The 18,670-nt window shown below is 61.2% G+C and carries 23 protein-coding genes; 4 read left to right on the forward strand and 19 right to left on the reverse strand.

Features of this window, described 5'->3' with window-relative positions; all coding sequences use genetic code 11:
• Window positions 1-43: 43 nt before the first annotated feature.
• From ccmI to ccmA, 9 genes are all read right to left on the reverse strand, one after another.
• Entirely contained in the window at window positions 44-1,246 is a 1,203-nt protein-coding gene (gene ccmI / locus GHO25_RS23090; protein WP_153392614.1) for a c-type cytochrome biogenesis protein CcmI, read from the reverse strand.
• Window positions 1,239-1,715 (reverse strand): cytochrome c-type biogenesis protein, encoded by a 477-nt coding sequence (locus GHO25_RS23095; protein ID WP_153392617.1) that lies wholly within the window; start codon window positions 1,713-1,715, stop codon window positions 1,239-1,241. The genes ccmI and GHO25_RS23095 overlap by 8 nt, the downstream gene beginning before the upstream one ends.
• Complete coding sequence (locus tag GHO25_RS23100) at window positions 1,712-2,248, reverse strand: DsbE family thiol:disulfide interchange protein (protein ID WP_048371333.1); 537 nt, start codon at window positions 2,246-2,248, stop codon at window positions 1,712-1,714. The genes GHO25_RS23095 and GHO25_RS23100 overlap by 4 nt, the downstream gene beginning before the upstream one ends.
• Entirely contained in the window at window positions 2,245-4,233 is a 1,989-nt protein-coding gene (locus GHO25_RS23105) for a heme lyase CcmF/NrfE family subunit (protein ID WP_153392621.1), read from the reverse strand. Before GHO25_RS23105 ends, GHO25_RS23100 begins: the two co-directional genes overlap by 4 nt.
• On the reverse strand, window positions 4,233-4,691 hold the full coding sequence (gene ccmE / locus GHO25_RS23110) for a cytochrome c maturation protein CcmE (protein WP_178110195.1): 459 nt from the start codon (window positions 4,689-4,691) through the stop codon (window positions 4,233-4,235). Before ccmE ends, GHO25_RS23105 begins: the two co-directional genes overlap by 1 nt.
• Window positions 4,688-4,864 carry a heme exporter protein CcmD gene (gene ccmD, locus GHO25_RS23115; RefSeq protein WP_048371340.1) on the reverse strand — a complete coding sequence of 59 codons (177 nt, stop codon included), beginning with the start codon at window positions 4,862-4,864 and terminating at the stop codon, window positions 4,688-4,690. The genes ccmE and ccmD overlap by 4 nt, the downstream gene beginning before the upstream one ends.
• Window positions 4,861-5,619 carry a heme ABC transporter permease gene (locus GHO25_RS23120; RefSeq protein WP_173430622.1) on the reverse strand — a complete coding sequence of 253 codons (759 nt, stop codon included), beginning with the start codon at window positions 5,617-5,619 and terminating at the stop codon, window positions 4,861-4,863. The genes ccmD and GHO25_RS23120 overlap by 4 nt, the downstream gene beginning before the upstream one ends.
• 92 nt (window positions 5,620-5,711) lie before the next feature.
• Window positions 5,712-6,380: a heme exporter protein CcmB gene (ccmB, locus tag GHO25_RS23125; protein ID WP_048371344.1), complete on the reverse strand. Its 669-nt coding sequence runs from the start codon at window positions 6,378-6,380 to the stop codon at window positions 5,712-5,714.
• The gene (ccmA, locus tag GHO25_RS23130) at window positions 6,377-7,012 is read right to left on the reverse strand and encodes a cytochrome c biogenesis heme-transporting ATPase CcmA (RefSeq protein WP_048371630.1); all 636 of its coding nucleotides are present in this window, start codon (window positions 7,010-7,012) and stop codon (window positions 6,377-6,379) included. Before ccmA ends, ccmB begins: the two co-directional genes overlap by 4 nt.
• Window positions 7,013-7,203: 191 nt before the next feature.
• Between ccmA and GHO25_RS23135 the strand changes: the two genes are divergently transcribed.
• Both GHO25_RS23135 and GHO25_RS23140 read left to right on the forward strand, forming a co-directional pair.
• Complete coding sequence (locus tag GHO25_RS23135) at window positions 7,204-8,775, forward strand: flagellar hook-length control protein FliK (RefSeq protein WP_153392624.1); 1,572 nt, start codon at window positions 7,204-7,206, stop codon at window positions 8,773-8,775.
• Window positions 8,772-9,089, forward strand: coding sequence for an EscU/YscU/HrcU family type III secretion system export apparatus switch protein (locus tag GHO25_RS23140; protein ID WP_048371348.1), 318 nt, complete (start codon window positions 8,772-8,774; stop codon window positions 9,087-9,089). Before GHO25_RS23135 ends, GHO25_RS23140 begins: the two co-directional genes overlap by 4 nt.
• Here the strand turns inward: GHO25_RS23140 and GHO25_RS23145 are convergent.
• Both GHO25_RS23145 and GHO25_RS23150 read right to left on the reverse strand, forming a co-directional pair.
• Window positions 9,076-10,368 (reverse strand): amidase, encoded by a 1,293-nt coding sequence (locus GHO25_RS23145; protein WP_048371350.1) that lies wholly within the window; start codon window positions 10,366-10,368, stop codon window positions 9,076-9,078. The two genes, GHO25_RS23140 and GHO25_RS23145, sit on opposite strands and share 14 nt — an antisense overlap.
• A 30-nt stretch (window positions 10,369-10,398) precedes the next feature.
• On the reverse strand, window positions 10,399-10,812 hold the full coding sequence (locus tag GHO25_RS23150; RefSeq protein ID WP_178110196.1) for a VOC family protein: 414 nt from the start codon (window positions 10,810-10,812) through the stop codon (window positions 10,399-10,401).
• A gap of 108 nt (window positions 10,813-10,920) precedes the next feature.
• Between GHO25_RS23150 and GHO25_RS23155 the strand changes: the two genes are divergently transcribed.
• On the forward strand, window positions 10,921-11,781 hold the full coding sequence (locus GHO25_RS23155; RefSeq protein ID WP_048371354.1) for a LysR family transcriptional regulator: 861 nt from the start codon (window positions 10,921-10,923) through the stop codon (window positions 11,779-11,781).
• Window positions 11,782-11,866: 85 nt separating this feature from the next.
• On the opposite strand, the gene GHO25_RS23160 is transcribed toward GHO25_RS23155, so the two are convergent.
• Window positions 11,867-12,715 carry an NmrA family NAD(P)-binding protein gene (locus GHO25_RS23160; protein ID WP_153392629.1) on the reverse strand — a complete coding sequence of 283 codons (849 nt, stop codon included), beginning with the start codon at window positions 12,713-12,715 and terminating at the stop codon, window positions 11,867-11,869.
• 114 nt (window positions 12,716-12,829) lie between these two features.
• Here GHO25_RS23160 and GHO25_RS23165 point away from each other — a divergent pair, with 114 nt between their 5' ends.
• Window positions 12,830-13,732: a LysR family transcriptional regulator gene (locus tag GHO25_RS23165; protein WP_153392632.1), complete on the forward strand. Its 903-nt coding sequence runs from the start codon at window positions 12,830-12,832 to the stop codon at window positions 13,730-13,732.
• Window positions 13,733-13,749: 17 nt separating this feature from the next.
• Here the strand turns inward: GHO25_RS23165 and GHO25_RS23170 are convergent, their stop codons facing one another.
• From GHO25_RS23170 to cheB, 7 genes are all read right to left on the reverse strand, one after another.
• Window positions 13,750-14,142 carry a DUF2802 domain-containing protein gene (locus GHO25_RS23170; protein WP_153392635.1) on the reverse strand — a complete coding sequence of 131 codons (393 nt, stop codon included), beginning with the start codon at window positions 14,140-14,142 and terminating at the stop codon, window positions 13,750-13,752.
• On the reverse strand, window positions 14,143-14,622 hold the full coding sequence (locus tag GHO25_RS23175; RefSeq protein ID WP_153336952.1) for a chemotaxis protein CheW: 480 nt from the start codon (window positions 14,620-14,622) through the stop codon (window positions 14,143-14,145).
• A 65-nt stretch (window positions 14,623-14,687) separates the two neighbouring features.
• Window positions 14,688-15,485 (reverse strand): CheW domain-containing protein, encoded by a 798-nt coding sequence (locus tag GHO25_RS23180; protein ID WP_153392638.1) that lies wholly within the window; start codon window positions 15,483-15,485, stop codon window positions 14,688-14,690.
• 84 nt (window positions 15,486-15,569) lie between these two features.
• Window positions 15,570-16,358: a ParA family protein gene (locus GHO25_RS23185; protein ID WP_048371367.1), complete on the reverse strand. Its 789-nt coding sequence runs from the start codon at window positions 16,356-16,358 to the stop codon at window positions 15,570-15,572.
• A gap of 50 nt (window positions 16,359-16,408) precedes the next feature.
• Window positions 16,409-17,299: a flagellar motor protein MotD gene (motD, locus tag GHO25_RS23190; RefSeq protein ID WP_048371370.1), complete on the reverse strand. Its 891-nt coding sequence runs from the start codon at window positions 17,297-17,299 to the stop codon at window positions 16,409-16,411.
• 2 nt (window positions 17,300-17,301) lie between these two features.
• Window positions 17,302-18,042, reverse strand: coding sequence for a flagellar motor protein (locus GHO25_RS23195; RefSeq protein WP_153392642.1), 741 nt, complete (start codon window positions 18,040-18,042; stop codon window positions 17,302-17,304).
• Window positions 18,042-18,670 (reverse strand): chemotaxis-specific protein-glutamate methyltransferase CheB (cheB, locus tag GHO25_RS23200; protein ID WP_153392645.1); only part of this gene is annotated, 629 nt, incomplete at its 5' end. The genes GHO25_RS23195 and cheB, both read right to left, overlap by 1 nt.

Below are 18,670 nucleotides of genomic sequence, written 5' to 3' on the forward strand. Positions count from 1 at the left end.
CATCGCGAGCAAGCCCGCTCCCACAGATTAAGCCCTGATAAATTTATTTATCCGGGCTGTCGATTGTCAGCTGTTGCAACGTCTGGGTGCTGTTGCGCAGCGGTTTGCCGCGCCCTACCCATTCGCCAGCGGTGGGCTGGCCCGCACGGGAGATGCGCGCAACCAGTTGGACTTCAGGAAAGTTGGACAGTTTCAACTGCGGCATCATTGCGTCGGCATCGCTCAGTTCCACGGTGATCGGCAGGTCCGCGACGGTCACGCGTTTGACCGCCAACGGGGCCGGTGGGCCCGACACGGCGCGGGCGAAGATGAACACGCTGTCGCCCGGCAACACACTGGCTTTAACAGCATCAGCCAAATCGACGCTGACCTTGATCGACGCCTGCGCCGCAGGCAAAGGAGCGCTCTCAACCTTGCCGCCACTGGCAAGCAATTGCCCGCGGGCACGTTCAATGCCGCCTTCCAGCGCCTCGCGGGACGGGTCACCTATAGGCAGTTCATTGAGCAGCCGCTGCCAGTAGTTGATGGCCTCCTGATAACGCTGGCCCTCAAATGCCGCAATGCCGAGCAGGCCCAGGCTGGTGACTTCGTTGGGGTCGGCTTTCAAGGCTTCGTCGGTCAGGGCCTGGGTCTTGTCGCTCCACTTTTTATCGTCAGCAAAGTACTGCGCCTGCGCCCATTGGCCCAACAGCTCGGGCTGGCGCCCGGCCAGCGCCACGGCGCGTTCAAACACCTTGGCGGCCTCTGCCGAACGATTTTGTGCCATGTAGGCACGCCCCAGGAAGTACCAGCTCTCGGCCGAGTCCGGCTGGGCAGCGGCGGCCCGCTCAAGACGCGAGATCATTTGCTCTAGCGATTGCGGTGGCGTGGCGAACTCTTGGGTCAGTTCAACCTTGTCGCTGGCACCAAAGTGCAGGTACAGGCCCACACCCAGCACCGGCACCATCAACGCCGCCAGTATGGGCACTACCTTGCCCAAGCTGGAACTGCGCCCCGGCGCCACGCCTTCGGTGTCCGCCAGCAACTCACGCGCGGCTTCGTCGCGACCGCTTTGCAGTTGTTGTTCGGTCAGCACGCCCTCTTCGCGCTGAGCCTGCAATTGCGCCACGCGCTCTTGGTACAGCGCCACGTTGAGGGCGGTGCGGTCTTCTTCACGCTGGGCACGGCGACCACGCAGCACCGGGATCAGCAAAAAACTCAGGGCGATGAGTAGCAGCAAGCCCGCTGCAAGCCAGAAATCAATCATCTTTGTTTTTATCCAGCAAGGTATCGAGGCGCTGACGCTCCTCGGCAGAAAGAGTGTCAGAATCTTCGGCCCGCGCTGTACGACGGCGACGCCCGACAATCACCCCGATCACCACCACCCCGCCCACCAACAAGGCCAGCGGGCCGAACCACAGCACCACGGTCTTGCTGGTCAAGGCCGGTTTGTAGCGCACGAAGTCGCCGTAACGGTCGACCATAAAGTCGATGATCTGCTGGTTGTCCTTGCCCTCGCCCAGCATGCGGAAGATCTCGCGGCGCAGGTCGGTGGCAATTGGCGCGTTGGAGTCGGCAAGGTCCTGGTTCTGGCACTTGGGGCAACGCAGCTCCTGGGTCAACTCGCGAAAACGCGCGCGCTCAGCGTCATTGGCAAACTCATAAGTGTCGATGGCCGCATGGGCGATGCCGGTCAAGGCCAGCCCGCACACCAGCGCTGCTAACCAGCGCTTCATGGCTTGGCCTCATCAACCAGCGCCTGATACTTGCCAGCCAGTTGTTCGCGCCACACGCGCTCGTCGATCACGCCGACAAACTTGTGGCGGATGATGCCCTGGCTGTCGATCAGGAAGGTTTCCGGGGCGCCGTACACACCCAGGTTCAAGCCCAGCGAACCGGCTTCATCGTTGATGTCCAACTGGTACGGGTTGTGGAATTCCTTGAGCCACTTTTTCGCGTCCTCATTGACGTCCTTGTAGTTGACGCCATAGATCACCACGCCCTGCTCGGCCAGTTTGGTCAGCACCGGGTGCTCGACCTTGCACGAGATGCACCAGGTGGCCCAGACGTTAACCAGCGCCGGTTTGCCCTTGAGGTCGGCTTCGGTCAGGGTTTTGTCGCCCTCGACCGCTGGCAGGCTGAACGCCGGGAACGGCTTGTCGATCAGGGTCGACGGTAGCTCGGTCGGGTCCAGGTACAAGCCTTTGTACAGAAACCACGCCATGCCCAAAAACACCGCCAGCGGGGCCAGCATTAGCCAGCGTCTCATGCTGTTTCTCCTTTCATGCCCAGCGCGTCGCGCACGCGGGTTTTAACCTTGACTCGATAACGTCGGTCCAGCGCCGCCAGCAAACCGCCAAAGCCGGTGAGCAAACCGCCCAGCCAGATCCAGCGCACAAACGGTTTAACGTGGACCCGCACCGCCCAGGCGCCATCGCCCAGAGATTCACCCAGCGCCACGTACAGGTCGCGGGTAAAACCGGCGTCGATACCGGCTTCAGTCATCATCGAACTTTGTACTGTGTACAAACGTTTTTCCGGGTGCAGCACGCTGACTTGCTTGCCATTGCGGATCACCCGCACGGTGCCTTTGTCCGAGGTGAAGTTCGGCCCTTCAAAATGTTTGGCACCGTCAAAAATGAACTGGTAACCGGCCAACTCCATCGACTCACCCGGCGCCAGACGCAGATCGCGTTCGGCACTGTTTTGGCTCGACAGCACCACACCCAGCGCGCACACCGCGATACCCAAGTGCGCGATCTGCATGCCCCAATAACTGCGGGTCAGGCTGCGCAGGCCTTTGACCAGGCCCTTGTGACGGGTTTTGTCACCGATATCGCGCACCCCGGCCAGCAACACCCAGGCCGCCAGCATAAAGGTCGCGATCACCGCCCAGTTAAAATCGCCATAGGCCACACCGGCAATCACCGACAGCGCCGCGCTGCCCAGCAACACCGGGGTCAACATACCCAGCAGCCATTTGACCGGGGTGTCTTTCCAGCGCACCAGTACACCCACCGCCATGACCACCATCAGCAAGGCCATCAACGGGATAAACAGCGCATTGAAGTACGGCGGGCCGACCGACATTTTCGCCCCGCTCACCGCGTCGACAATCAGCGGGTACAAGGTGCCGAGCAGAATCATCGACGCGGCCACCACCAGAATCAGGTTGTTGCCCAGCAGCAGCGTCTCACGGGACCACAGATTAAAACCGACATGGCTTTTCACCACCGGCGCACGCAGCGCAAACAACGTCAGCGAGCCGCCCACCACAAACAGCAGGAAGATCAGGATAAACACGCCGCGCTCCGGGTCGGCCGCAAACGCATGCACCGACGTCAGCACCCCTGAACGCACGAGGAAGGTCCCGAGCAAGCTCAACGAAAACGCAGCAATGGCCAGCAGCACGGTCCAGCTTTTGAACACGCCACGTTTTTCGGTCACTGCCAGCGAGTGAATCAGCGCCGTGCCGACCAGCCATGGCATGAAAGAGGCGTTTTCAACCGGGTCCCAGAACCACCAGCCGCCCCAGCCAAGCTCGTAATACGCCCACCACGAACCCAGGGTGATGCCGATCCCCAGAAAGGCCCACGCGACAATGGTCCACGGCCGCGACCAGCGCGCCCATGCGGCGTCCAGTCGACCACCGAGCAAGGCCGCAATGGCAAAGGCAAAGGCCACCGAGAAACCGACATACCCCATGTACAACATCGGCGGATGCACGATCAGACCGATGTCTTGCAGCAGCGGGTTAAGGTCGTTGCCATTGGCAGGCATTTGCGGCAGCAGGCGTGCGAACGGGTTGGAAGTGAGGATCAGAAACAGCAAAAAGCCGACGCTGATCATGCCCATGATCGACAGCACGCGGGCCAGCATCACTTGCGGTAACTGGCGCGAGAACACCGACACGGCGAATGTCCAGCCGCTCAGAATCAGCGCCCAGAGCAGCAGAGAGCCTTCGTGGGCGCCCCACACGGCGCTGAATTTGTAGTACCACGGCAAGGCGCTGTTGGAGTTGCTGGCCACGTAGCGGACCGAGAAATCGTCCGCCATAAAGGCGTAGGTCAGGCAACCGAAGGCAAACAGCATAAAGGCGAATTGCCCCCAGGCCGCAGGCTGGGCCAAGCCCATCCACAGTTTGTCGCCACGCCAGGCGCCGAGCAGCGGGACGATGGCCTGCACGATGGCAAAGCACAGCGCCAGAATCATAGCCAGGTGGCCCAATTCAGGAATAAACAGTCCAGACATCATCACTTAACCTCGTTAGCCGGTGCCGGGGCGGATTGGCCGCTCTCCTTCAGCGCCTTGGTCACCTCGGGCGGCATGTACTTCTCGTCATGCTTGGCCAGCACTTCGTCGGCCACCACCACACCCTGGGCGTTGAGCTTGCCCAACGCAACGATGCCCTGCCCTTCACGGAACAGGTCCGGCAAGATGCCACGGTATTGAATGGTCACGCCCTTGTTGAAGTCGGTGACCACAAATTCGACGTCCAGCGAGTCGCCAGAGCGTTTCAGCGAACCGTTTTCAACCATGCCGCCCGCGCGGATCCGCGTGTCCAATGGCGCTTCGCCATTGGCGATCTGGGTCGGCGTGTAAAACAGGTTGATGTTTTGCTGCAGCGCGCTCAGGGCCAGGGCAACGGCCGCGCCGATGCCTACCAGAATCGCCAAAATGATGATCAAACGTTTCTTGCGCTGCGGATTCACTTCGAATTCTCCCGGCGCAAACGACGCGCCTCTTGTTGCAGATAACGCCGACGCGCCGTCAGCGGCAGCGCAACGTTAAGCGCCAGCACCGCCAGGCAAATGCCATAGGCCGACCACACATACAGGCCATGCTGGCCCATGGCGACAAAGTCGCTGAAAGAAGCAAAACTCATCGCGTACCCTCCAGCGCTTTTAACACTTCAGCCTTGGCCCAACTGCTGCGCGCTTCGCGCTTGAGCACTTCAAGGCGCATGCGCAGCAACAGCACCGCGCCAAAAAAACAATAAAAACCCAGCACGGTGAGCAGCAACGGCAGCCACATTTCCACCGGCATCGCCGGTTTTTCAGTGAGGGTAAAGGTGGCGCCCTGGTGCAGGGTGTTCCACCACTCCACCGAGTATTTGATGATCGGGATGTTGATCACGCCCACAATCGCCAGCACCGCGCAGGCCTTGGCCGCGCTGTCGCGATTGGTAATGGCGTTGCCCAGGGCAATCAGGCCGAAGTACAGAAACAGCAGAATCAGCATCGAGGTCAGACGCGCATCCCAGACCCACCACGAGCCCCAGGTCGGTTTGCCCCAGATGGCCCCGGTCACCAGCGCCACGGCAGTCATCCACGCGCCGATGGGGGCGGCGCATTGCAGCGCGACGTCAGCGATTTTCATCTTCCAGACCAGCCCCACCACCCCGCACACCGCCAGCATCACGTAGCAGGACTGCGCCAGCATGGCAGCCGGAACATGGATGTAAATGATCCTGAAACTATTACCCTGCTGGTAGTCCGGTGGCGCAAAAGCCAGGCCCCAGATCACGCCGACGACCATCAGCAGCACGGCGGCAATGCTCAGCCAGGGCAGTAAACGTCCACTGATGGCATAGAACCATTTGGGTGAGCCGAGTTTGTGAAACCAAGTCCAGTTCATCACGCTGTTTCCATCACGGTGCTTTGACGCGGCCTGTGCACGGCCTCATCAACGCGCGGGTCTTTACTGGCCTTTGCAGGGCCAGACCTCATTATTTATTCGCCGACACTGATCTTCAGGCCGGCCGCTATTGCAAAAGGTGTAAGGGTGACGGCCAGCACGGTCAGGCTGGCAAGCCAGAGCAGATAACCGGTCGCAGGCATGCCTTGCAAAGCTGCTTGCAAAGCCCCGCTGCCCAGAATCAGCACCGGGATATACAAGGGCAAAATCAGCAACGCCAGCAGCAAGCCGCCGCGTTTAAGCCCCACGGTCAGCGCGGCGCCCACCGCGCCGAGCAAGCTCAGCACGGGCGTTCCGAGCAACAACGACAACAACAGCACCGGCAAACAGGCCACCGGCAATCCCAGCATCAGCGCCAGCAACGGTGACAAAATCACCAGTGCCAGCCCGGAAAACGCCCAGTGTGCCAGCACCTTGGCCAACACCAGTAGCGCCAGAGGGTGCGGCGAAAGGACCCACTGTTCCAGTGAACCGTCTTCGAAATCACTGCGAAACAGCCCGTCCAGCGAGAGTAAAACCGATAATAGCGCTGCCACCCAGAGCAGTCCGGGAGACAAGGTTTGCAACAATTGAGACTCCGGGCCAACCGCCAGCGGGAACATCGCGATCACAATTGCGAAGAACACCAGCGGGTTGGCCAACTCGGCCGGGCGCCGAAAAAGCAAACGCGCTTCACGAGCCAATAACGATGCAAACACACTCATACGGCGTACTGCCCCAGATCGATGTCGCGATAACCGGCAGGTGTGCGGGTCAAGGTATGGTGCGTGGTCAACACCACCATGCCGCCCCGCTCACAGTGGCTGGCCAAGTGCTCTTCAAGGGCCGCAACGCCTTGTTTATCGAGCGCGGTAAACGGCTCGTCGAGAATCCACAGCGCCGGGCTGTCCAGATGCAACCGGGCCAACGCAACGCGCCGCTGCTGCCCGGCCGACAAGGTGTGGCACGGCACGTCTTCAAAACCCTGCAAACCCACGGCGGCCAATGCTGCCCAAATTGCCTCACGGCTCGCCGGACGATGCAGGGCGCACAGCCAACGCAGGTTTTCTTCGGCGCTCAGCAAATCTTTGATCCCGGCTGCATGGCCGATCCACAGCAGGTTGCTGGCCAGTTCTGCACGCTGCTCGCTCAACCGTTGCCCGCTCAGCCGAATCTCGCCCTCGGTGGGTTGCATCAGGCCCGCCAACAAACGCAACAGGCTGGTCTTGCCGCTGCCGTTGGGGCCGCTGATCTGTAGCATGTCGCAGGGGCTGAGTCGCAATTCGAGATTTTCAAATAACAGGCGCCCGTCACGCTCACAGGTCAGCGATACGGTTTCTAAAAGAGGGCTGGTCACGTCGTTGAGGCCTTCACGGTTCAAGTCGGCCCGGGCGTGGCCGTTAAAGTGATGCAGGATAGATACATTTGCGGCCTGTTTAAGAGAGCTGGATCAAAGAATTGTGTTGTTTTTAGGCACCTTAAACGATGGGGCAGCATTATACATGCCATGTCCTACTCTAAAGAGGGCATATTCATAAGGTTGTAACAATGAAAAGCGACATGAATATTCCACCCATCCCACCTGCTGCGTCCAATCCCGTACGCCCTGGTGCAGCAGGCGGTGAAGTGCTCAAGTTGCTGCAACCGCTCGAGGGTTTGATCAGTCCGGGGCAAAGCGCCCAGGCGCAGGTGCTGTCGCTTAAACAGGGCGATGCGGTGTTTCAACTGCTGCTCAAACTGACCCTGGACAGCGGCCGCCAAACCAACGTGCAGGTCAGCAGCAACCAGCCGTTGCCTCTGGGCACGCTGCTGTCGGTGACACAACCTTCGCCCGCCAGCCTGGCGGTCAGCCTGCAACAAGCCCTGAGCAGCAATGCCAGCGCCCTCACCCGCCTTGATCCGCAGCAACTGCCGGTGGGCACGTTAGTACAAGGCAAAGTGCTGAGCACCCAAGTGTTGGCGCAAGCCGCCGGGCAACCGGCCGTGTATCGCTCATTGGTGACCTTGCTTAACAGCGCCTTGAGCGGCAGCACCCTGACCGTCGACAGCCCGCGACCTTTGCGCGTCGACAGCTTGCTGACCGCGCAAGTACAAGGCAGCCAGAGCCTGAACTTCGTGACCCTGAGCGGCCGGCAAGACCAACTGGCAATTACCCAGCAACTCGCCGCCCAGCAAAGCCGTCAGGGCTCGCTCGACGGCTTGTTGAACGCCCTGCAGAAGCTTCCAGCCAGCGAGAGCATGCCCGACGCTTTGCGCGCCTCTATCGACAAGTTGCTGAGCGGTTTGCCTACACCACAACAACTGAGCAACCCCGCCACACTCAGTAATGCCCTGCTCAACAGCGGCGCGTTTCTCGAAGCCAAGCTGCTCGGTGGCCAGTTACAAAACCTCGCCCCCGACATGAAAGCCACCTTGTTGCGGCTGATTGCGCAAATGGTGCCCGGCGTGCCGGCCAACCCCACTTTCAACCCCGGTGTCGCCGCCAGCACCCAGGCGCAAGCCCTGCCGACGTTTGTGCGCAATGCGTTGGGCATGCTTGGGCAAGTCAGCGCCAAACCGCAGCCAGGCGGTTTTCCACTGCCGCCGCGCCTGCTGCAACGGGGCGAAGGCGAAGACAGCCTGGAAAACCTGCTCAAGCTCGCCGCCGCAGCCATTTCGCGCCTGCAAAGCCATCAATTGTCGAGTCTGGAACAAAGCGGGCGCACCGCCGACGGTAGCCTGCTGACCACCTGGCAACTGGAAATCCCCCTGCGCAACGCCCACGACATCGTGCCGTTGCAGGTCAAGTTCCAGCGTGAAGATTCGCCCGAGCAAGGGCCTGAAGACAAACGCGAACAACGCGAAAGCAAAGATCAACTGTGGCGCGTCGAACTGGCCTTTGACCTCGCGCCGCTGGGCCCGCTGCATGTGCAGGCACAATTGCTGCGCGGCAACCTGTCTGGCCAGTTATGGGCGCAACACAGCGCCACCGCCGAACTGATCGCCAGCCAACTGGGCGTGCTGCGCCAGCGCCTGAAGGACGCGGGGCTGAGCGTGACCGATCTCGATTGCCATCAGGGCACCCCGCCCGCCCATGGCCATACTCCCCTTGAACAACGCTGGGTCGACGAAACCGCATGAGCACACCCCCCGAACCGCGTCAGGCGATTGCCCTCAAGTACGACGGCAAACAGGCGCCCACCCTGACCGCCAAAGGCGACGACGCACTGGCCGAAGCCATCCTCGCACTGGCCCGCGAGTACGAAGTGCCTATTTATGAGAATGCTGAGCTGGTCAGATTATTGGCGCGCATGGAGCTGGGCGACAGCATCCCCCAGGAGCTGTACCGAACCCTGGCTGAAATCATTGCCTTTGCCTGGCAGCTAAAAGGCAAATACCCACAGGGATTTGACCCGGATGCAGGGCCGATGGAGCGCGACATCACGCCAACGTAACCCCACCGTTGAGTGCACTGTCGACGTGCTGCGCCGCGTCCAGCAGTTGGCTGTCGCTGCGAAAATCCCCCACCACTTGCAGCCCGACGGGCAGCTCACCCGGCGCTCTGGGCAGCGGGAGGTTGATCTGCGGCAAGCCAAATGCCATCCAGAACTTGCAGAAGTCAGACGGCCCTGTGGCCTCCAGCCCCAAGGGCGCGACCATGCCGCAACTGGCCCCGAGCATGGCGTCATAGGGGGCGAACAGCGCTTTGAGGACTGGGGCCAGCGCGGCCAGGCGGGCCTTGGCGGCGGTTTCCTGCTGCCACGTGGTCTGTTGGGCCCGCTCGATCATGGCCACCACCTGCGGGCTGAGTAACTCGGGGCTGGCGTGCCATTCTTTGGCCAGCGAGCGGGCACCCTCGCAATCGTTGATCAACAGATGGTCGTCAAACACCCCGGCAAAAGCCACCGGCAACTCGACCTGCGTCACTGTGTGCCCCGCCGCGCGGAGCACGTCGAGTGACGCCAGCAACGCGTCGGCCACCGGCTGATCAATGTCGCCCCAACGTGCCGTTCGGCAAAATCCAAACGCTCTGCGCCCACTCACCCGCGGGCTGCTGGTCAGCCCCGGAATCAGCACCTGCGCGACCAAAGCCAGATCCCCCACCGAGCGCCCATACCAACCCAGCGTGTCAAAGCTCGGCGCCAGCGGCTTGATCCCCTCCAGAGGGACCAGCCCCCAGGACGGTTTGAACGCATATAAGCCACAGTACGACGCAGGCTTGAGCAACGAACCCGCGGTCTGCGTGCCCAGCGCCAGAGGAAAAAACCCGGCCGCCATGCCCGCAGCAGAACCGGCGCTGGAACTGCCGGGTGTTCTGTTCAGGTCATGGGGGTTACGCGTCGGCCCGGTCTGCATATAAGCAAACTCGGTGGTATGGGTCTTGCCCATGATCAGCGCGCCCGCCTGGCGCAGCAGCGTCACCACATGGGCATCGCGCGAGGGTTGGTTGCCTTGATAGATCGGAGAGTAAAAACACGTGGGATGATCGTGGGTATCAATGATGTCCTTGACGCCCACCGGCACACCCGCGAGCAAACCGTTGAGTGCAGGCCCTTTCAACTGCGCCACTTGCGTGCGCAGCGCGGCGGGGTCCAGCGAAACAAAGGCCTGGATGTCAGCTTCGCGCGCATGGGTGTGCGCCAAAAAATGCTCAGCGACTTCGGCGGGGCTGATACGCGCAGTGCGCACCTGCTCGGCAATCATCCCGGCATCGGCGGTGTCTAGAAGGCTCATGGTGGTACTCACCTCTTGGCTTTATGGGTGTTAAAGGGCGTATACCGACGCCCAATCGGTGAATCCTTTGATCTCAATGGGATTGCCCGACGGATCAAGGAAAAACATCGTCGCCTGTTCACCCGGTGTTCCCACAAAGCGTCGGGTAGGCACCATCACAAAGTCGACGCGGCGATCCTCCAGCCGCGCTTTCAACGCCAGCCAGTCCGGCATTTCCAGCACCACCCCGAAATGCGGCATGGGCACCCAATGCTCGCCCACTTTGCCGGTATTAGTGACGGCAAACGGCTCGCCCAGATGCAATGACAATTGATGGCCGAAAAAGCTGATGTCCAGCCAGGTCTCAGTGCTGCGCCCCTCGATGCAGCCCAAAACCCCGCAATAGAACCCACGCGCAGCGGCCAGATCGTGAACGTGGTAAGCGAAATGAAATAGCGATTTCACAGCAAGCTCCTTGAGCCGGATGCGGCCACATGACCAGGGCAGAAATCATGCCGCGTCATACTCAAAAGAGATAACCTGTTATTTTTTCCCAGAACGAAATTAATTCTTATGGATACGCGCTACCTGAAAAGCCTGATCGCAGTGGTGGAATGCGGGTCCATTGCCAAGGCTGCACGCCTTGAGGGATTGACCGCGGCCGCGATCAGCCAGCGCATCGTCGCGCTGGAACGCCAACTGGGGCTGGAGTTGTTGCTGCGCGTCGGGCATGAGGCCAAGCCCAGCGCAGCGTGCCTGGACTTATTGCCCAGAGCACGGCGCATCACCCATGAAATATCGCTGCTGGCCGGCGATGCCGACGCTGAGGGGCTGACCGGCCCGTTGCGTATCGGCGCGATTTCAACCGCGCTTACGGGCATCCTGCCAGCCGCCCTGCGCACCTTGACCGGCTCAAGCCCGCAGCTAAAGCCGATCATTGTGCCGGGCACCTCGCGTTCGCTGTTTCAGGCACTGGAAGCCAATGAGCTGGATGCCGTCATCGTGGTAGCACCGCCCTTTGATCTGGCCAAGCGGTTTAATGCGCAGTTGCTGCGCCGGGAACCCTTGGTGTTTATCGCCCGTGAAACCTCGCCCGAGAGCGTCAACCAGCGCTTGCAGAGCCAGCCCTACATTCAATACGACCCCGACGCCTGGGGCGCCCGGCATGCGTCGCAGTACCTGCAAGACCACGGCGTTCTACCCACCGCCGTGCTGGAACTGGACGCCCTGGAAACCATCGCCCTGCTGACCGCTGAAGGGTTGGGCGTGAGCCTGGTGCCCCGTTGGTCCGGCTTTGAACGCTGGGCCAGCGGTTGCGTGGCAGAGCCCGTGGGCGACGAGCGTTACCACCGCGAGATCGTCCTGATCAGCCACGCACACAGCGCCAAACCACGGATGGTTGCAGCGCTGAGCAGCGCGTTGTTGCGGCCGTAAATTACGATCTACACCCCTCCCCTGTAGGAGCGAGCTTGCCTCGCGATCTTTTGATCTTTTAAAAGATCGCAGCCTGCGGCAGCTCCTACAACAAGAGCCCCTTCAACACCGTTTCAAGCTCAACCTGCCCTTTACGCGGCGTGCCGGCAAATTCGATCCAGCCTTCGTTGAAGCCATCGATCATCTGCATGCGCGGCAACGGGTTGCGCATGCCCTGCTCGATAAACAGCGCCTGCCAGCGATCCCGCGGCACGACCTGCATGCTCACCGGTTTGTCGAGCAAGCGGGCGAAGGTCTCGGCAATCTGGTCAGGGGTAATACGCTGCGCGCCTTCCAATTCAACAATGCGCTGCCCTTGCCAAGTCTCCTGCAACAACTCGGCAGCCACCCGCCCCACGTCTGCCGTGGCAATCATGGGCACCGGCTTGTCCAGTGGCTGCAAAAAGCTCGGGATCACCCCGCTCTCAATCGCCGGGGCAACATCCCACAAGGCATTTTCCATAAACCAGCCGGGGCGTAGAAACGTCACGGGCAGGGCCAATGACCCCAAGGCCTGTTCAAGCAGTTGCAACTGGTTCAGCAGGTTGGGTTGTGTGGCCTGAGCGCCGATGGTTGACAGGCAAACCACCTTGCCCGGCCGCGCGCATTGCAGGGCCTGGCGAATGTTGTCGACCAACACCCGCGCCTCAGGGAACCCCGGCGAAGGATCGAAGTTAGACGGCAACATGATGAACACACCGTCGACACCGCTAAACGCCTGCGCCATGGCCTGGGCATCGTCGACTTCTGCCAGCGCCACCTCACACCCCAGTTGCGCCCAAGGCAGCCCTTTCTCGGCACTGCGCACCACCGCTCGCACTGGCTGCCCGGCACCGAGCAATGCCCGCGCGACAGCGCCACCCACTTTCCCGGTAATGCCTGTGACTGCGTACATATGCCTCTCTCCTCAACTCAAACAACGGCTGTTGTGTTGGCAGAAATTATCCGGCGCAGACACCTGATTCTTCGATAGCATCAGTGTCATTGCATACGTGACAGGTAATCACCAATGAGCTTTGACCCGGGTTTGGCCAGCGGCATGGGCGTGTTGAGCGCAGTGGTCGACAGCGGCAGTTTTGCCAAGGCCGCCGATCGGCTGGACATCACGCCTTCGGGGGTAAGCCGGGCGATTTCGCGGTTGGAAAAACGCTTGGGCATTCGCCTGTTCGATCGCACCACGCGCTCGGTGCAATTGACCGATGAAGGGCGGCGCTTTTATCAGGAAGTTGCCCCGTTGCTGGCCGGGCTTGAAGACGCGGCCAACTCGGCGGCAGACAGCGCGCTGACTGTACGCGGGCGCTTGCGGGTCAATATCGACCCGTATTTCTCAAGGCTGGTACTGGGCCCGGTATTGGGCGAGTTCATGCGTCGCCACCCGCAATTGCAGCTGGACTTGCACACCAAAGACCAACTGGGCGATCTGGTGGCTGACGGCTTTGATCTGGCCATTCGCTTTGGCCACCCGCAGTCGTCTTCGCTGGTGGCGCGCAAGCTGATGGAAGTACGCGTACTGACCGTTGCCGCACCCGCGTATTTCCAGCGTTACGGGCGCCCTGCCAGGCCGCAGGACCTTGAACACGGCCAGCACGTGTGCATCGACTTTCGCGACACACAGACCGGGCGGCCGTTTGCGTGGGAGTTTCATCGCGACGGGCACATACTCATCGTGCCCACCAATGGCCGGTTGATCATCAATGACGCTAGCACCTTGTACAGCGTGTGCGAGCACGGCCACGCGGTGGCGCAAATGCTCGATCTGGGGCTGGCGCCCGCGCTCAAGGACGGGCGACTGGTGGACGTGTTCCCGGATTGGCCCGATGAGCGTTTTCCGCTGTACGCGTTCTACCCGTCGCGGCATTTACCGGCGGCTAAAGTGCGGGCGTTTCTGGAGTTTGTGCAGGGGTTGTGTTGAGTTCCCGAAAACGGGGCTCAACCCTTGTGCATCTTGCTCATCAACTCGGCCTCGGCCTGGGTCAGGCCGCAGGACTGGGTCAGTTCGTCGACGCTGGCGCCCATGCCGACCAGACGCGCGGCCTGGTCGAAGGACAGGCTGGTAGGGTCGCGTTGTTCAAGGCGGGTGAGTTTTTCTGGCAAGGGGGCCACCACCGAGCGCATTTCGTGCAGTTCTTCGCCCATTTGCACGTTGCCGTTCTGGTAGGTGTCCAGGTGGCGGCTGAGTTCCTTGAGGCGGCGGTCGCGGCGGGCGTCGGCCTCGGCCTGCTGCACGGCGGCCACGCGCTGTTTGCGCACGTAGAGCACAAACGCACACAGGCTCGCGGCCCACAGCAGGGCCAGCACGATTACCGCCACCTCAAGGATCAATCAGATGTTCTCCAGGTCTGACCACTCTTCTTCGCTCATCATTTTGTCCAGCTCAACCAGAATCAGCAACTCGCCGTTCTTGTTGCACACGCCTTGAATGAACTTGGCCGACTCGTCGTTGCCCACGTTCGGCGCCGTTTCGATTTCAGACTGACGCAGATACACCACTTCCGCCACGCTGTCGACCAGAATGCCCACCACTTGCCGGTCGGCTTCGATGATGACGATGCGTGAGTTGTCGGTGATATCAGCGTTGTACAAACCAAAACGCTGGCGGGTGTCGATGACGGTCACCACGTTGCCGCGCAGGTTGATGATGCCCAGCACGTAGGCTGGCGCACCCGGCACCGGGGCAATTTCGGTGTAGCGCAGCACTTCCTGCACCTGCATGACGTTGATGCCGTAGGTCTCGTTGTCCAGCTTGAAAGTGACCCATTGCAGGATCGGATCCTCGGAACCTTTTGCGGCTGTGTTCTGCATACCCCAAACCCCTGACTAAAAACCTTAACGGTGTGTGTTGTCTAACCGCGCTCAAGCACGGTCGTTTAAGTGTCTGCCTGATGGCGGGACGCGCCGCTGGCGATCAAGTCGGCAAGTTCTGCCACGTCCAGCAACGCGCACATGTGTTCGATCACGGTGCCCGCCAACCACGGGCGTTGCCCGCGCTGCGAACGCCATTTGATCTGGTTGGGGTCCAGGCGCAATGAACGGCTGACCTGATGCACCGCCAGCCCCCATTCATAGCCCTGAACCGAAATAACGTATTGCAGCCCTTCACGAAAATCGTCGCGGTAACGCTCCGGCATCACCCAGCGCGCCGTGTCGAGCACGTTAAGCTTGCCGCTCTGGCTCGGCAGAATCCCCAAAAACCAGTCAGGCTGACCAAACAGCGGGGTCAACTCGCGATTGTGCAACGCGTAAATCGACCCCAGGCACACCAGCGGCACTGCCAGGGTCAGCCCTGCGACATCAAACAGCAGGCATTCAAACGGCTCGCTGGCCCACGCCGGACGACCATCGTCCTGCACTGGCAAGCGGGTGCCGGTTGCGTTCGGGCGCTGCACGTCGAGCAGCGGCGGCGCCAGTAAGTCGGCATTTGGCAACACCTCGGACAACGGCACCGGCACCGCCAGTTCTTGCACAGGCTCCGGGGGCGTCAGGCGGGCATCACGGACTTGCTCTTCCAGCACCGCAGCGGCGAATTCGTCCAGCGCCTCGGGCTCGGCCGTCAGTACAGGCTCCGGCGCTTGCAGTGCCTCTTCGGTTGCATCAAACAGCAAGTTGTCCAGGTAAGCCTGCAAGGCTACTTGCGGGCTTGTAGACAGCGCGACCGGTTGCTTCATCAGGTGCCTCACTCAACCTTGGCGCGACCATGACCTCTAAGGGTTATCGGCCACGCCATGCAGATACTTGAATGCACGCCCAGCTCACACCGGCTGCGGTGTGAGTTGCTGGGTCAACATGTGTTTGAGCAACGCGCGGTACGCAATCGCACCCCGGCTTTTGCCGTCGAACTGCGAAGGCGTGAGCCCTGCCCGGCTGGCGTCACGCAGACGCGTGTCGACCGGGATAAAGCCCTGCCACAGTGTTTCGGGGTGTGAGTCACGCAGTACCCGCAAGGTGCTCATGGAAGCCTGGGTGCGGCGGTCAAACAGGGTCGGCACGATGCAGAACGGCAACGCCTGTTTGCGCGAGCGATTGATCATCGCCAGCGTATTGACCATGCGCTCCAGGCCCATCAGGGCCAAGTGCTCGGTTTGCACCGGGATGATCAACTGCTGGCTGGCCGCCAATGCATTGACCATCAGCACGCCGAGCAAGGGCGGGCTGTCGATGATCGCGTAGTCGTAGTCCTGCCACAGTTGCGCCAGGGCACGGGCGATCACCAGGCCCAGGCCACTCTGGCCCGGCGATTGGCGCTCAAGCGTGGCCAGCGCGGTGCTGGCCGGCAACAAGGCAATCTGCTCGTTGCTGGTGGGCAACAGCAATTGCGCGGTCAGGCCGTCGGGCACCTGCCCCTTGTGCAAGAACAGGTCGTAATTGCTGTGCTCAAGGGCGTCCGGGTCATAACCGAAATAACTGGTCATGGAGCCATGCGGGTCGAGGTCGACCACGACCACGCGCTTGCCCGCCTCAGCCAGCAAACCCGCCAGGGCGATGGAGGTGGTGGTCTTGCCGACCCCACCTTTTTGATTAGCTACAGTCCAGACTCTCATTCAGTTATTCCTCCCGGTTGCACGCGTGCCGACCGAGAATTGCCATGCACTTATAGGGACGGTGACGGGGAATTGACGGCATTCCCTCGAACCAGCGGCGTTGATCGTGGCGGTGCAGTTTGTGTGCCAGCACGCTTCAAGGCGGCATCTGGCGTGACGTTGGCGGCGCCGCTGCTGGTCAAACTGCGACGCACTTCCAGATTACGTGACACCACCAGCACCACGCGACGGTTGAGCGCACGCCCTTCAGGCGTTGCGTTATTGGCCACCGGCTGAAACTCGGCGTAGCCCACCGACGCCATGCGCCCCGGGTCTACGCCTTGCATCGCCAGCATGCGCACGATGCTCGCCGAGCGCGCTGACGACAGTTCCCAGTTGGTGGGATATTGCGCAGTACGAATCGGCAGGTTATCGGTAAAGCCTTCGACGTGAATCGGGTTATCGAAGGGTTTGAGGATCGCCGCCACCTTGTCGATGATGCTGAACGCCAGGTCATTGGGCATCGCATCGCCACTGCCAAACAGCAGGCTGGAGTTGAGCTCGATCTCAACCCACAGCTCGTTACCACGCACGGTGAGCTGGTGTGAGGCAATCAAGTCGCCAAAGGCCTGGGTGATGTCATTGGCGATGGTTTTCAGCGGATCGTCCTGGGCCTGGCCCAACCCCGCGTCAGTGTTTTCGCTGTCTTTGATCAGCGGCTCGGCCGGCTTGGTGGTCAGCGGGCGCTCTTCGCCCACCGGGATCGGCTTGACGCTGCGCTCGGTGTCGTTGAACACCCCCACCAGCGCCTGCGAGATCACTTTGTACTTGCCTTCGTTAATCGACGAGATCGAGTACATCACCACAAAAAAGGCAAACAGCAAGGTGATGAAGTCTGCGTAGGACACCAGCCAGCGTTCATGATTGACGTGCTCTTCAGCAGCGCGGCGGCGTCGGCTCATCGTTACCCCGTAAACCCTTGGAGTTTGAGTTCGATGGCCCGCGGGTTCTCGCCCTCGGCAATCGACAGGATGCCTTCAAGCAACATCTCGCGGTACAAGGACTGGCGCAACGCAATGGCCTTGAGCTTGCTGGCAATGGGCAGCAACACCAGGTTGGCGCTGGCCACCCCATAAATGGTCGCCACAAACGCAACAGCAATACCGCTGCCCAGCTGGGTCGGGTCGGCCAGGTTGCCCATCACATGGATCAAGCCCATCACCGCACCAATGATGCCGATGGTCGGCGCATAACCGCCCATGCACTCAAACACTTTGGCGGCCTCAATGTCGCGGGTTTCCTGGGTCATGTAATCGACCTCCAGCACACTGCGAATGGCTTCGGGTTCTACCCCGTCCACTAGCAGTTGCAGGCCCTTGCGCGAGTAGCTGTCGGGCTCAGCATCGGCCATGCCTTCAAGGCCCAGCAAGCCTTCCTTGCGCGCCGTAAGGCTCCAGTTGACGACGCGGTTGATGCCGCCCGCCATGTCGATCTGCGGCGGAAAGAAAATCCAGCCCACGGTCTGGATCGCCCGCTTGAAGGCGCTCATGGGCGACTGCAACAGCGCGGCGCCAATGGTGCCGCCCAAGACGATGAGTGCCGCCGGGCCATTGGCCAGCGCGCCCAAGTGCCCGCCTTCGAGGTAGTTGCCGCCGATAATCGCGACAAAGGCCATGATGATGCCGATCAGGCTGAGCACGTCCATCAGTGACACGCCTCAACCAAGTGGCGGCCCATGTCATCAAGGCTGTACACCGCGTCAGCGAGGTTGGCCTTAACGATGGCCATGGGCATGCCGTAAATCACACAGCTGGCTTCGTCTTGCGCCCACACCTGGCTGCCGCCCTGCTTGAGCAAGCGTGCGCCTTCACGGCCGTCCGCGCCCATGCCGGTCAAGACCACCGCCAAAACTTTGTCACCGTAGGTTTTGGCCGCCGAGCCAAAGGTGATGTCGACACTGGGCTTGTAGTTAAGGCGCTCATCGCCCGGCAGAATACGTACCGTGCCGCGCCCGTCGATCATCATTTGTTTGCCACCCGGCGCCAGCAAGGCCAGCCCAGGGCGCAGGGTGTCGCCGTCTTCAGCTTCCTTGACGCTGATGCGACACAGCTTGTCCAGGCGCTCGGCAAAGGCTTTGGTGAACGCCGCCGGCATGTGCTGCACCAGCACAATGGGCGCCGGGAAATTGCCCGGCAACTGGGTCAATACCCGCTGCAACGCCACCGGACCACCGGTTGACGTGCCAATGGCCACCAACTTGTAAGGCTTGCGCTTGGGGGCAGGCGAATGCGCGGCCGGGGCTGGCGCCGCACGGCTGGCAATCGGTGTGGTGC

The organism is Pseudomonas sp. FSL R10-1350 (assembly GCF_009600525.1).
In the GTDB taxonomy this organism is placed as follows: Bacteria; Pseudomonadota; Gammaproteobacteria; order Pseudomonadales; family Pseudomonadaceae; genus Aquipseudomonas; species Aquipseudomonas helleri.